Annotated in this window: 13 protein-coding genes; 9 read left to right on the top strand and 4 right to left on the bottom strand. The window is 67.3% G+C overall.

From position 1 onward, the window contains the following. Positions 1-2 precede the first annotated feature (2 nt). From ACGFK1_RS27310 to eccE, 7 genes are read left to right on the top strand one after another with little or no spacing between them, the layout of a single operon-like run. Positions 3-1538 carry a PPE family protein gene (locus ACGFK1_RS27310; protein WP_393436988.1) on the top strand — a complete coding sequence of 512 codons (1536 nt, stop codon included), beginning with the start codon at positions 3-5 and terminating at the stop codon, positions 1536-1538. Between the two features lie 8 nt (positions 1539-1546). Next, the gene (gene esxG, locus ACGFK1_RS27305; RefSeq protein ID WP_393436985.1) at positions 1547-1840 is read left to right on the top strand and encodes a type VII secretion system protein EsxG; all 294 of its coding nucleotides are present in this window, start codon (positions 1547-1549) and stop codon (positions 1838-1840) included. 14 nt (positions 1841-1854) lie between these two features. Further along, entirely contained in the window at positions 1855-2142 is a 288-nt protein-coding gene (locus ACGFK1_RS27300; protein ID WP_393436983.1) for a WXG100 family type VII secretion target, read from the top strand. Further along, a complete protein-coding gene (locus ACGFK1_RS27295; protein ID WP_393436980.1) occupies positions 2143-3000 on the top strand; it encodes an ESX secretion-associated protein EspG in 858 nt (285 codons plus the stop codon). Further along, positions 2982-4379 carry a type VII secretion integral membrane protein EccD gene (gene eccD, locus ACGFK1_RS27290; protein ID WP_393436977.1) on the top strand — a complete coding sequence of 466 codons (1398 nt, stop codon included), beginning with the start codon at positions 2982-2984 and terminating at the stop codon, positions 4377-4379. Before ACGFK1_RS27295 ends, eccD begins: the two co-directional genes overlap by 19 nt. After that, complete coding sequence (gene mycP, locus ACGFK1_RS27285) at positions 4376-5719, top strand: type VII secretion-associated serine protease mycosin (protein WP_393436974.1); 1344 nt, start codon at positions 4376-4378, stop codon at positions 5717-5719. The genes eccD and mycP overlap by 4 nt, the downstream gene beginning before the upstream one ends. Next, entirely contained in the window at positions 5716-6540 is an 825-nt protein-coding gene (eccE, locus tag ACGFK1_RS27280) for a type VII secretion protein EccE (protein ID WP_393436971.1), read from the top strand. Before mycP ends, eccE begins: the two co-directional genes overlap by 4 nt. On the opposite strand, the gene ACGFK1_RS27275 is transcribed toward eccE, so the two are convergent. Further along, a complete protein-coding gene (locus ACGFK1_RS27275; RefSeq protein ID WP_393436968.1) occupies positions 6527-7729 on the bottom strand; it encodes an alpha/beta hydrolase family protein in 1203 nt (400 codons plus the stop codon). The genes eccE and ACGFK1_RS27275 overlap by 14 nt on opposite strands. A 16-nt stretch (positions 7730-7745) precedes the next feature. Continuing rightward, the gene (locus ACGFK1_RS27270) at positions 7746-9608 is read right to left on the bottom strand and encodes an ArnT family glycosyltransferase (protein ID WP_393436965.1); all 1863 of its coding nucleotides are present in this window, start codon (positions 9606-9608) and stop codon (positions 7746-7748) included. An 80-nt stretch (positions 9609-9688) separates the two neighbouring features. Between ACGFK1_RS27270 and ACGFK1_RS27265 the strand changes: the two genes are divergently transcribed. Further along, positions 9689-10477, top strand: coding sequence for a trans-aconitate 2-methyltransferase (locus ACGFK1_RS27265; RefSeq protein WP_393436962.1), 789 nt, complete (start codon positions 9689-9691; stop codon positions 10475-10477). Here ACGFK1_RS27265 and ACGFK1_RS27260 read toward each other — a convergent pair. Then, the gene (locus ACGFK1_RS27260; RefSeq protein ID WP_393436959.1) at positions 10438-11238 is read right to left on the bottom strand and encodes a Stf0 family sulfotransferase; all 801 of its coding nucleotides are present in this window, start codon (positions 11236-11238) and stop codon (positions 10438-10440) included. The genes ACGFK1_RS27265 and ACGFK1_RS27260 overlap by 40 nt on opposite strands. Positions 11239-11304: 66 nt before the next feature. Further along, positions 11305-12675 (bottom strand): sulfatase, encoded by a 1371-nt coding sequence (locus ACGFK1_RS27255; protein WP_393436957.1) that lies wholly within the window; start codon positions 12673-12675, stop codon positions 11305-11307. A 171-nt stretch (positions 12676-12846) separates the two neighbouring features. Between ACGFK1_RS27255 and ACGFK1_RS27250 the strand changes: the two genes are divergently transcribed. After that, on the top strand, positions 12847-13109 hold a 263-nt coding region (locus ACGFK1_RS27250; RefSeq protein ID WP_393436954.1), incomplete at its 3' end, for a DUF222 domain-containing protein.

Genomic DNA, 13109 nt, shown 5'->3' with positions numbered 1-13109 from the left:
GCATGACCGCACCCGTCTGGATGGCGTTGCCGCCCGAGGTGCACTCGGCGATGCTGTCCGGCGGCCCCGGCCCAGGGTCGCTGCTGGCCGCCGCTGGTGCCTGGCAATCGCTGAGCGCCGAGTACGTCTGGGCGGCAACAGAACTCACGGCTGTGCTCGGTGCTGTACAGGCCGGCTCCTGGGCAGGCCCGAGCGCGGAACAGTACGCCGCCGCCCACGCGCCCTATCTCGCCTGGCTGGCACAGGCCAGCGCCGACAGCGCTGCGACCGCGGCGCACCATGAAACTGCGGCGGCGGCCTACTCCACCGCGCTGGTAACCATGCCGACTCTTGCCGAACTCGCCGTCAACCACGCCACCCATGCGGTTCTGCTGGCGACGAACTTCTTCGGCGTCAACACCATCCCGATCGCGCTCAACGAAGCCGACTACGTCCGGATGTGGATTCAGGCCGCCACCGCGATGGCCACCTATCAAGCCGTCGCGGGCGCGGCGGTGGCCGCGACACCGGCGACGCCGCCCGCGCCGTTCGTGCTGAGACCCGGCGTCGGGGAGGTGGGCCGTGCCGCGGCCGACGTGAACCAGTCTGGGGCTCAACTCCAGGCCGCGGACGCGGGTGCCGGGCAGAACATCGCAGATCTCATCGCCCAGTTGCTGAAGTGGTACAGCGACTACACATACCGATTGTTCGAGCCGATCATCAACTTCCTTCAGGACCCGATCGGCAACTCGCTGCAACTGATCACCGACTTCCTGACCAATCCGTCTGAGGCGTTGGCCACCTGGGGTCCGCTTCTGTTCGCGGTTGCCTACCAAGTCTTTTCCTGGGTCGGCGCCTCTCTCACGTATCCGCAGCTGCTGATTCAGCCACTGCTGGCGATCACCCTCGGTGTCGTCGGCGGGCTCGCTTCGAAGCGCCTCGACCAGACCACTCCGTTTGCGGAGGTCCCCGCCGAAGCGGCCGCGCCCGCGTCGCCGGCCCCGGCCCGCACGGACCCACCGGGCGTCTGGCCGGTGGCCGGTGTCGCCCCCACGGTGGCCACACCCGGGTCGGCGGCCGCGACGGCAGGCGCTGGTGCACCCCCATCGCCGGGCGCACCAGCCGCGCCCGCTGCCGCGACGTCGGTGCCTTACCTCGTGCCCGGCGGTGACCCCGGTGAAGGCTTCACGCCCACCGTGCGGGAGGGCACCGGGGCGAAGGCACCCGCGGCCGATATCCCGGCGCTCGCAGCGGCACCGAGCGTTACCTCGGCTCGCGAACGGCGACGTGCCCGCAAGAAGCGGGGCGCCATCGCCCGCGATTACGGAGACGAGTTCATGGACATGGACACCGGCCTCGACCCGAGCCCGCCGGTCGAGGAGCCACGTATCACGGCGTCCACCCGCGGAGTAGGCCCGATGGGCTTCTCGGGCACCGCAACCGCGGGAACGCGGCAAGCGGCCGGATTGGCCACATTGCCGGGTGATTCGTTCGGCGGTGGACCCGTCAACCCGATGCTTCCGTCGACGTGGGACGACCACGACAATCCCGAGAGATAGGACGAGCAATGAGCATGCTGGACGCTCACATTCCGCAACTGGTCGCCTCCGAGGCGGCGTTCGGTGCGAAGGCCGCGTTGATGCGCAGCACGATCGCGCAGGCAGAACAGGCCGCCCAATCGGCGCAGGCCTTCCACATGGGCGAATCCTCCGCCGCGTTCCAAGCCGCACACGCCCGGTTCGTCGAGGTCTCCACGCGAATCAACACGCTGCTGGACATCGCGCAGGCCAACATCGGCGACGCCGCGAGCAGCTACACGGCCGAGGACGCCGCCGCCGCCAGCACCTACACCGCAATCTGAATCGAAGGAAACGCATGTCTAAGATCATGTACAACTATCCGGCCATGCTCGCGCACTCCAGCGAAATGACAAGCTACGCAGGAGCTCTGCATGCCGTCGGCACCGACATCGCCACTGAGCAGGCCGCACTGGCCAGCGGATGGCAAGGCGATACCGGGATGACCTACCAAGCGTGGCAAGCACAGTGGAACGCGGGCATGGAGGAACTGGTCCGCGCGTACCGGGCGATGGCAAGCACACACGAGACGAACACCATGTCGATGAGCGCCCGGGATCAGGCCGAGGGCGCCAAATGGGGCTGAGTGCGCGCCAACGCCATTGAGCTGACCGCCGACTCGGCCTGGTTCCTCGCCGAGTCGTGCGGCGCCGGTTCGTTCCCATGGGTGCTGGCGATCACGCAGCCGTACACGGAGCAGGCGCAGTGCGCCGCCTTTGCGGCCGCGCAGACCGGGCAACTGACACGAATGAGTGTGATGACCGCCGACGGCGCCGTCGATCCCACGGTGTCGCAATGGATCCGCACCACCTGCCGACCAGCGCAGTGGTTGGAACTGCGGTTCGTCAGGGGCCGCGGCGAGCTGCTACGTGGTGTGATCGCGCGCAGGGATGACCGCACGGTTGTCGCGCTGCGTGCCGCTGATCTGGTCACCTTCACCGCGATGGACGTCGATCATCCGCACGCGCTGGTGCCGGTCCTCGCGGCGGGTCTGGCCCGCCAGCCGCCCGCCAGGTTCGACGAATTCTCGCTGCCGGCCAGGGTAGGCACACACGCGGACGAGCAACTCCGCAATGGAGCGCGGCTGCAGGATGTCATGGACCACTTGGGGATACCGGTGTCCGCGCGGCCGGTGGTGGAAGCGGCGTTTGATCGGCGGCGCACGTACGTCGAGGTCCTCGCCGGACAACACCGCGACGGTCACCGCATCACCACCGACGTCGGCGTGAGCATCGTGGACACCCTCCAAGGCCGCATCCTCGTCAGTCCTGCCCAGGCGTACGACGGCGAATGGGTTTCCACCTTCGCCCCCGGCACACCGCTGGCGATCGCCACTGCGGTCGACCGTCTGACCGCGACGCTTCCCGACGGGTCCTGGTTCCCCGACATCACCCTGACCCGAGACTTCGACAGAACGGAGAACCGATGCCCGACGCCGCTGTGATGCCGATCGTGCGAGTGGCCGTGCTGGCCGGTGCCGACGACGGTGCCCGGATGACCGAACTCGCGTTACCCGCCGAGCTACCGTTGCGCGAGATCGTGCGCGCGGTGCAGCGCATGGTGCTGCCCGTCGACGAGGAGGCGGCCCCTCCGGGGCCGCTCAGCCTGGCGCCGATAGGTGGCGCACCCTTCAGCCTCGACGCCACCCTCGACACCGTCGGAGTGACCGACGGCGATCTGCTCGCGCTTCAGCCGCTGCCCAAGGGCCCGCCTGCGCCCGGGATCGTCGAGGACATCGCCGACGCCGCGGTGATCTTCTCCGCGGCACGCGAACGTCCCTGGGACGCCAGCCATATTCGACGTGGGGCAGGCGGTGCGCTGATCGGCCTGATTCTGGTGATCACCGGATTTGCGGTCGCCCATCGCTTCGCAACCGGCGCGGCGCTCGGCCAATTCGTGGTCAGCGGGGTGGCCGCCGCGACTGTGGCCGCCGCGCTCGTCAGCCGCATCCGGTCACCGCGGCTCGCGACGGGACTGGCGGTGACAGGGCTGGCGCCCGTGTGTGTGGCGTTACTGGTTGCTGTACCAGGCGATTTCGGACCGACTCAGGTATTGCTTGCCGCGGCAGGTGTGACGGCGTGGTCGATCATCGCCGTCGCCGTTGCAGAACGTGGGATCGCTATCTTCACCGCCGCGGCGGTCGTGGGTGTCGGCGTAGTGCTCGCCGCATCGGCAGATACGTTGTGGGAATTGCCGATTGCGACGCTGGGCTGCGGCCTCGTGTTGTTCGCGCTGCTGGTGACTGTGCAGGCCCCTCAGTTGTCCGCGCTGTCGGCTCGGTTTCCACTGCCGATCATTCCTGCTCCCGGTGATCCCACGCCATCGGTGCAGCCGTTGAAGGTGCTGGAAGATCTGCCGCGCCGGGTGCGGATCAGCGACTCTCATCAGACCGGATTTCTCGCCGGTGCGGTGTTGTTGTCGGTGACAGGATCGCTGGTCTTGGTCGGCCCACCCGGCGCGTCGCCGTGGGCGTGGTACGTGGTCGTCGCGGCGGCAGCAGGTGCGAGTCTGCGTGCGCGGGTGTGGGATTCGGCACCGTGCAAGGCGTGGCTGCTCGGATATTCCTACCTACTGACGGTCGCACTGCTGGTGACGTTCGCCGTCTCGCACCGTTACCACGCGGCGTGGTGGGCCGCGGCCGCGCTCGCGGCGCTCGTCGCGGTGTGGGTGGCGGTCGCACTCAATCCGTCGGCAAGCCGGCCGGACAGCTACTCGCTGCCGATGCGACGGCTGGTCGGCTTCGCCGCGTCCGGTATCGATGCGTCGCTGATTCCGGTGACGGCACACCTCGTCGGCCTGTTCGCGTTGGTGCTGAATCGGTGATTCCGCGGATATCCGGCCTGCTGGCGGTCGTAGTCGCCGTAGCGGTGGTCGCAGGGCCGCCCGCGGGTGCCATCGCACCGCCCGAAGTGGATCCGGGCGCCACTCCGCCGCCTGGCAGCGCCGGACCTCCGGTGCCGATGGTGCAGCGCGGGCAATGTGCGGTCACTGGCGTGCTGCCGGACACCGATCCGCGCGCGTCAACTCCAAACCAGTTGTCGCTCACCCTAGCCGAAGCATGGCAGCACAGCCGCGGGGACGGCCAACCGGTCGCCGTCATCGACACCGGCGTGCAACCGGGCCCGCGGTTGCCGAACGTCGAGGCGGGTGGCGATCTCGTCGAGTCCAGCGATGGCAGGACCGACTGCGACGGACACGGCACCCTGGTGGCGGGTTTGATCGCGGGCCAGCCGGGCGACGACGGCTTCTCCGGTGTCGCGCCGGGGGCACGACTGATTTCGATCCGTCAGACGTCGGCGAAGTTCGCACCGCGTAGTCTCGGCGCCGATGCGGCCGAGGCGAGGGCAGCGGTCGAGGTCGCAAGTCTGGCGCGCGCCGTCGTGCGCGCGGCCGATCTCGGTGCACGCGTGATCAACATCTCCGCCGTGACATGCTTGGCCGCGAACAAGACGATCGACCAGACGGGGCTCGGGGCGGCGCTGAGGTACGCAGCGGTGCAGAAGGATGCGGTGATCGTCGCCGCGGCGGGCAACGTTCGAGGCGGGATGACCACCGGGTCGACCTGCGAGACGAATTCCGGCGGGTGGGCCGATGTCACGTCAGTGTCGATACCGTCGTGGTGGCAGCCGTTCGTGTTGTCTGTCGGCTCGGTTGCGGTGAGCGGCAGCCCCTCGCTGTTCACGATGGCTGGTCCGTGGCTCGGCATCGCGGCCCTGGGCGAGAACATCGTCTCGCTGAGCAACGCCCCTGGCGGTGGCCTGGCCAACGGGCTGCCCAACGATCAGTCGGAGCTGTCCGCGATCAGCGGCACCGGCTACGCCGCTGCCTATGTCTCCGGTGTCGCGGCGTTGGTGCGCAGCAGGTTTCCTGATCTCACCGCTGCTGAGGTGATCCACCGGATCACCGCCACCGCGCACGGCGCAGCGCGGTCACCGTCCAATCTGGTCGGTGCGGGCCGAGTGGATGCGCTGGCCGCACTCACCTGGGACGTCGCGCAGATCCCGCGGCCCGACGCGGCAGCGGTCAGGAAGGTCGCCGCACCGCAGGCGCCGCCCCAGAAGGACACCACGCCACGCAACGTCGCGTTCATCGGTGCGGCAGGACTGATAGCGACCGCGCTCGTCGTGCTCGGTCTTCTTCGGCGAAAGGACTCCGCCCCATGACGGCTCGGATAGCGCTGGCCTCGTTGGTCATCGTGCCCGCCGCGATGGCGTATCCGTGGCGGTCGACGGGCGAACGTTGGCTGCTGGGCATCGTGGTGGTAGCCGTGTTCGTGTTGTTCGCCTGGTGGCGTGGCGCATTCGCCACGACGCTGTTACGTCGCCGCCTCAACATGTGGTGCCGCCGCACGCGATCTGTACGCAGTGCCCAGCCCACATTGTTCACCGCTGTGCTTCTACAGGTCGACGGGCAAGGCGAGGTCCCCGTTTCGTTGATCGCGAGCTACCTCGACCGGTACGGCGTCCGGTGCGACAAGATCCGCATCACCAGCCGCGACCTCGACGGGGTGCGAACCAGGTGGATCGGCTTGACGTTGGGTGCCGTCGACAATCTCGACGCGCTTCGGGCGCGCTCGCCGCGAATCCCATTGCAGGAGACTGCGGAAGCCGTCGGTAGGCGTCTGGCCGCCCACCTCCGTGAGACGGGTTGGGATGCCGGATTGGTGGGCGCGGTCGAGGGCCCCGTACGACCCGGCGCGAAGGAAAAGTGGTGTGGCATGCGTGACACCACTGGGTATTTCGCCGCGTATCGGGCGGGAAGCCTCCAGGATCTATCCGCCATGCCGGTGGGGGAGATGTGGACGGCACTGGAGATCAGCGGTACCGCAGCCGATCTACGTACTACCGCGGTGTGTGCCATCCGGACACAGGACAAACCCGTGAGCTTCGCAGGCGCCATCCCGTTGAACGGGCGGCATCGTGCAGCACTCGACGCGCTGAACCCGATGTCGACGCAGCGCATCAGCGCAGTCATTGGAACATGAAGTCCCGCATGAACCGTGTCATTCGGCGCAGATAATCCGGCTGACTGACGTGAAGGATGTGGTTTCCGGGGAACCAATGGAACGCGCAGCGGTCCCAATGCTCCCACAGCATTTCGGCCTGCCCGGGAGGTGCCAGCCTGTCGCCGAGGCCGGTGATGATCAGTCGCCGGTCCTTCGGCACGAGCGGGGGATAATTCAACGGGGACGGATACTTGGTGGCCTCACGCACGATTTCGTCGTCCGCGCCCGCGATCAGATCCCGCAGCCTGACCGCGTAGTTGGCGGGGAACCACTCATCGACCGTCCTGTCGGGTGTGACCACAGGAACGTTGGGTATCACCGCCTGAATGCGGTCGTCGACGCAGGCGATCAGGGCCGAAGTGTAACCACCAAGGGACATCCCGGTGAGCGCCACCCGGTCCACGCCGGTGAACTCCAGATAGTCGATGAGTGACCGGAAGTCGTGAACGGCCTGCGCCATCGCTTCGGCGAAGCCGGCGAAGCCGTGGGCAAAGTAGCCGTAACCGCTGAACGGTGAACCCTTTTCGGCGCGTGCACCGTGGAACGGCAGGGTGTACAACAGCACGTCGTATCCGGACCGGTAGAACCATGGCAGCGAAAAGAACAGCCCGTTGAACAGATACGGCGATCCCATGAACCCGTGGATCACACACAGTGTCGGGTGCGGGCCGTCATCGTGGACCCAGTGTTGCGCGCGCACCACGTTGTTGCGGACGTATCCTCGGCACTGATCACGCAACGCGGGGTTGACCGCCTCGAAACTGCTGTCGAAGCGAATGTTGTTCACGCGGCCCTTGGCCATCCACTCGGCGACCGGGTTGGCGGGCCGTGACGAGATCCGCGGTGGTTCGGTGGGCCTCGGGAACGACACTTCCGGATCCCGCACGCTGGCCAGCTCGGCGTAGAACCGCAGGTGGTCGCGTTCGGCCTGAGCCTGCGACCGGCGTAACGCGGTGGCGAACAGGGTCGGCACCATCGTCACGCTCAGCAGCGACGCGATGCCCGTGCGCAGGGCGATGTCCGCAACAGCGGACGAGTCGACGATCAGGCGTTGCCGCAGCGTGAGGTCGATGCGACGGGGCAGTCCGCACACCGACGCGTCGGCACCGGGAACATCGGGGACGGGGATTGGCGGATCGACAGGTTCGGAGTCCCGCGAACTGGACACATCGGCATGGTAGCGCTCAGTTCATCCGGTACACCGTCGATCCGCCGATGAAGGTGCCGGGATAGTTCGCGGCCACCCAGTCGGCGATCTCGCGGGTGTGCGATGTGGTGTGGCGCGTGCTGTGGATGACCTCGCCGTGGACGGCCGGTGACGTCGGTCCTCGACCGGCCTCGACGTAATACGTGATCTTGTCCGCGTGGACGGCGTCGATGAACTGCTGCAGGGTCGGCACCGGGTCACCGGTCCAGCCGCCGACCGCCATCACCGCTGTGCCCGAGGTGATTTCGAGGGCAGCGGCGGACTGCGACCCGTTGGTCGCCGCCGACCACGGCGTCCGCGTTGCGGAAAGCAGTGCTGCGAGTTGCGGGTTGCCGGCGTCGTCGTTCAACCAGCCGCCTGCGACCATGGACGGCCGCACTGCCGTCGGCATCGTGCCGTGGTGCGCGGTAGCGGCGGTGGCGACGGAGAACACCGCGGTGCCCGTCAGGCCGGCCAACGCTCCGGCCGCCAGCGCGGCGACCGGTGGCCGGTGCCACAGCACCGCGACGGCGCTGATCATGGCGAGCGCGATGATCGACCACGATAACCATGATGGGCCAAAGCGATTGCGTTGCAACAAGATAGCAGAAGGCACTGCGGCCGCCGTGATGATCGCGAACAGCGCGCAGCGGCCGTCCCACCGGGACCGTCGCCGCCACGCCCATACCGCGCCGACGCCCACCAGCGCTGCGATCGCGGGTGCCAACGCGACCGTGTAGTAAGGGTGAATCAATCCACCCATGAAGCTGAACACCACCGCGGTCACCAGCAGCCACGTGCCCCACATCAGCCAGGCGCACAGTTCACCGCGGCTCAACGCGTGACGCAGGGTCAGGTAGCCGCCGAATGCGACGACGGACAGCGCCGCCAGCATCAGCCACGAGATCTCGTTGGCCATCTCGCCGGTGAACATCCGGTGCACGCCCGTACGCCCACCGAACATCGGACTCGCCCCGCCCCAATTGCCGAGTGGTCGGCTTGCGCGGTGGCGACCGAGAAGCCGGTTGATTCCGTTGTAACCGAACGCGAGATCCAGCACCGTGTTGTCCGTCGAGCCACCGATGTAGGGTCGCGCGGAGGCGGGTGTCAACTGCACCAGCAGCACCCACCAGCCCGCCGACGCCACCAAGGCACCCGTCGCACCGATGAGGTGAGCCATCCGTCTGCCCCAAGATGTCGGTGCGACAAGAAGATACGCCAGGCCGAAACCGGGCAGCACCAGGAAGCCCTGGAGCATCTTGGTCAAAAACGCCGCGCCCATCACTACGGCGACGACCATCAGCCAACGCCATGATGCGGCCATCGTGGCGCGCATCAGGCAGTAGGCAGCCACGGTGAGCAGCAGCACCAGAAGCGCATCGGGGTTGTTGAAGCGAAACATCATGGTGGCGGCAGGCGTAACGGCCAGCACCGCGCCGGCCAACAATCCCGCCGCGGCGCCATGACCCGGGTGAGGAAACGCGCGTCGCACCGCGCAGTACAACACTGCGACGGCCGCGACGCCCATCAGGGCCTGCGGCGCCAGGACCGACCAGCTGTTCATGCCGAACAGACGCACCGAAAGCCCGGTCACCCACAGCGAGGCAGGCGGCTTGTCGACCGTGATGAAATTCCGCGGGTCAAGGGAGCCGAAGAACCACGCCGACCAGCTCTGCGAACCGGCCTGCGCGGCGGCGGCGTAAAAGCTATTGCCGTACCCGCTCGCCGACAGGTTCCACAGGTACAGCACGGCCGTCGCCACCAACAACGCGCACAACGACCAGCGCGACAAGCGCCCAGCCGGAATGTGCGGGGCCGCCTGCCCCGACACCGGTTGCTCGACCACCGTGGTCACCCGCATACCGTGCCGGTGTTACCAGCTGCGGCCCTGTACCACCGCTGGGAACCCGCTGTGAGTCGCGTGGGTGCGACACTGGCGTCATGTGGAATCCCGACGTCTATCTGGCCTTCGCCGACCACCGGGGCCGGCCGTACTTCGACCTTCTCTCGCGGATCAACGCCGACAAGCCGCGCCGCGTGGTCGATCTCGGCTGCGGGCCCGGCAATCTCACTGCCACCCTCACTCAGCGTTGGCCGGACGCGGTCGTTGAGGCATGGGACAGCTCACCGGAGATGGTCGAGGCGGCCAGGGAGAGAGGTGTCGACGCTCACGTCGGTGACGTCCGTGAGTGGACGCCCAAACCCGACACCGACGTCGTGCTGACCAACGCGACGCTGCATTGGGTGCCGGAACACGCCGACTTGCTGGTCCGATGGGCGAGTCAGCTGTCGGCGGGCTCGTGGATCGCGATGCAGGTGCCTGGCAATTTCGACGCGCCGTCGCATCGAGCGGTGCGCGAGCTGGTACACAGCGATAAGTGGTCAGAACCACTGCGCGACTTTCCATTTCGGGAAGGACCAGTCGTTGACCCTGCGGATTACGCGGCGCTGCTCAGCGACGCCGGGTGCAACGTCGACGCATGGGAGACCACGTACATCCACGAGTTGAGTGGGCAGCATCCGGTGCTGGATTGGATCACCGGCACCGCGCTCACGCCGGTGAAGAGTCGTCTCGACGAGGAACAATGGCAGCAATTCCAGCGGGAGCTGATCCCCATGCTCGATGCCGCCTACCCGGCGCGGGCCGACGGTACGACGTTTTTCCCGTTCCGCCGAATCTTCGTGGTGGCTCAGGTCGGCAGGCCGTCGCGCGCCGCGTCCGCCCGGTAGCGATCCACCCATTCGTCCGAGCGTTGGTCGGCCTGCCGTTCCAGCACAGGGGAGGGTGCCAGCCGGCGATCCTGGCCGAGCGCCTCCAGAACGTCGCCGACGATCTCGGTGAGGTTGCGCCACAGAACCGGGTAGGAGATCTCGATGGGGTTGACGTCTTCCTCGTCGAACCATGTCCGCCAAGCCTTTTCCTGCTGTTGCAGCATGCTCACCACATGCGCAATCGCCCCGGCGTGGTACTCGGCTCGCGAATCGCGCACGGGGTCGGGCCTGCCGCGCCACACGCGGGTCTGAACTGCTCGCCAGAACGAGACCGCTTGGGACACAACGTCAGGACGGTAGACATGGATGAGAAGGGGATCACTGCCGACGACGTCTCGGATGGCTGAGAGCAATCCGGCGCCCGAGCGATCGGGCAGGCCGTTGGCGCGTTGCACCAGCAGCGGGGTCTGATTCCACATCAGCTTTCCGCCCCAGATTCCGTTGGGGGTGCGTCCGACGGTGCGGATGTAGTCACGCCAGATCTCGGGCGGGGCCAGGTCGGGCTTGCCTTCGTCGAGCGGATCGAGCAGGCGAACAATCGACGGGTCGTCAACGCCGTCGAACCACTGTCGCGGCTGCGGTGACTGGCTCGTCGTCGGAAGGTATTGGAAGAACTCGCCCGGCTCGCCCGCCACCCCTGTGGCCCGCAGCGACTCGACGAGCAGTGTGCTGCCGCTGCGCTGGGAGGCAAGCACCAGATACGCGGTCGGATGCGACATGCGGGTGAGCCTAACTGCAATCAAATCGGTTGGAACGGCTGATGATTGCGATCACGATGAGTAAATCTATTGGCCGCCGCGGCGCTCGTCTCCGACGCCGCGTTCGGCTGCGATCGCCGATCGGCTGGTGACCGCGCGGCCGTGGATGCGTAGATAGGTCTGCGTGTAACGCTCCGCGATGCGAGTGCCTGCGAACTCGGAGGGGATCACGTCGTTGGTCTTCTGGCGCCAGTCGTCGAGGAGCAGCGCGAGATCGTTGGCGATGGCCTCGGTCTCGTCCGAGACCTCGGCATCCAGCAGGTTGTGTGACTCGGTCGGATCCGCGACGAGGTCGTAGAGTTCGCGCTGCGGCCTTGGCGCATGCACCAGCGGTTCCATGATCTTGCCGGGCGCGCTTTCGGCGATGTCCCACGGCAGGTCGAGCAGCGGGCGTGCTGCGTAGTTTTCGATGTAGCTGTATTCCTTCGTCCGGATGGCACGGATGGGGTCGAACGAGTCGTGATACGTCTTCGTGGTGTAGACCTCGGTCCGGACCGGAGTGGTGGGCAGGGTATGCAGGCTGCGCGCGTGCGACAGTCCCTCGATGTCGGCGGGGATGTCGACGCCGAGCAGTTCGAGAACCGTCGGAAGCAAGTCGACGCCGCTGAACAACTCGTCGTAGGTCTGAGCTTCGATGGATGCGGTGCGGGGTGGCCGCACGATGAGCGCGATTCCGGTTCCCGCGTCGTACAGCGTCGACTTCGCGCGCGGTAGCGCAGGCCCGTGGTCGGTGACGAAGACGACCCACGTCGACTCGGCCAGCCCCGTCTGGTCCAGCGTGTCGAGCAGTCGGCCCACTGCGGCGTCGGCCACTGAGATCGCGCCGTAGAACTCGGCGAGGTCCTCGCGGACTTCATCGGCGTCGGGCAGGTAGTCGGGCACCACGACGTCGTCGGCGTCGGCCGGGTTGTAGCGGTCACGGGGATACGGCCGGTGTGTCTCGAAGAAGCCGGCGGTCAGCAGGAACGGCTGCGGGGGCGCGTCGGTGAGCCAGTGCGAAGCGTGCTCGACGACGTACTCGCAGTACGAATTGGACACGTCGAATTCGTCGTAGCCGAGCTTGGCCGGATAAGAGGTCTCGTGCTGCATGCCGAATAAAGCTGTGTACCAACCAGATTCGGAGAGGATGTGGGACAGGGTGCGGACGCCCGCGCGGTACTCCCACCCGTGGTGCGCCAAGCCCATCAGACCGTTGCTCTGCGGGTAGCGGCCCGTGAACAGCGATCCGCGCGACGGCGAGCACAGCGGTGCGGTCGAGTGCGCACGGGTGAACAGAATGGCCTGCTCGGCGAGTCGATCCAGGCGCGGGCTGGAAACGTCGGTGCGGCCATACGCGCCGAGGTAGCGGCCGAGGTCGTGCCAATGCACGAGCAGCACGTTGTCCCGTCGTGCCGTCACAGCCTCTCCCTCCTCGTCGGTCCACCGAACAGCGTGTTCCGGAGATCGGCAACCGTTTGGCTCACCGACGAAGTTATCCCCAGGCGCGATTTCATCCACAGGCTGGGGTGATCCGGTGGTGTCTCGTCGGTGCACCGCCGTTGGCGGAATATTATCGAAAGTACGTTCGATTTGCTGGCCGCAGCCGCCGCGGGCACGTCAGGTGCCGCCGCGGTGGGCGGGTGGGCGCGGGTGGAGAACGCGGCGTGCGCGCGGCGGCTGGCGGCGACCGCTGACCTGCTGGAGGCGCGGTGGTCGGCCGACGGTTCGGCCGAGCGCGACCAGTGGTGCTTGGACAATTGGGATGCCGTCGCTGCGGAGGTGGCCGCTGAGCAGAACGTGTCCAACGGGGTCGCGTCGCATCAGTTGCTGGTGGCGATGGCTTTGCGTGAGCG

The sequence above is a fragment of the Mycobacterium sp. NPDC048908 genome, assembly GCF_043197955.1.
GTDB lineage: Bacteria > Actinomycetota > Actinomycetes > Mycobacteriales > Mycobacteriaceae > Mycobacterium.
The sequence above is the reverse complement of the archived record's forward strand: the minus strand, read 5'-3'. Positions and strand labels throughout refer to the sequence as shown.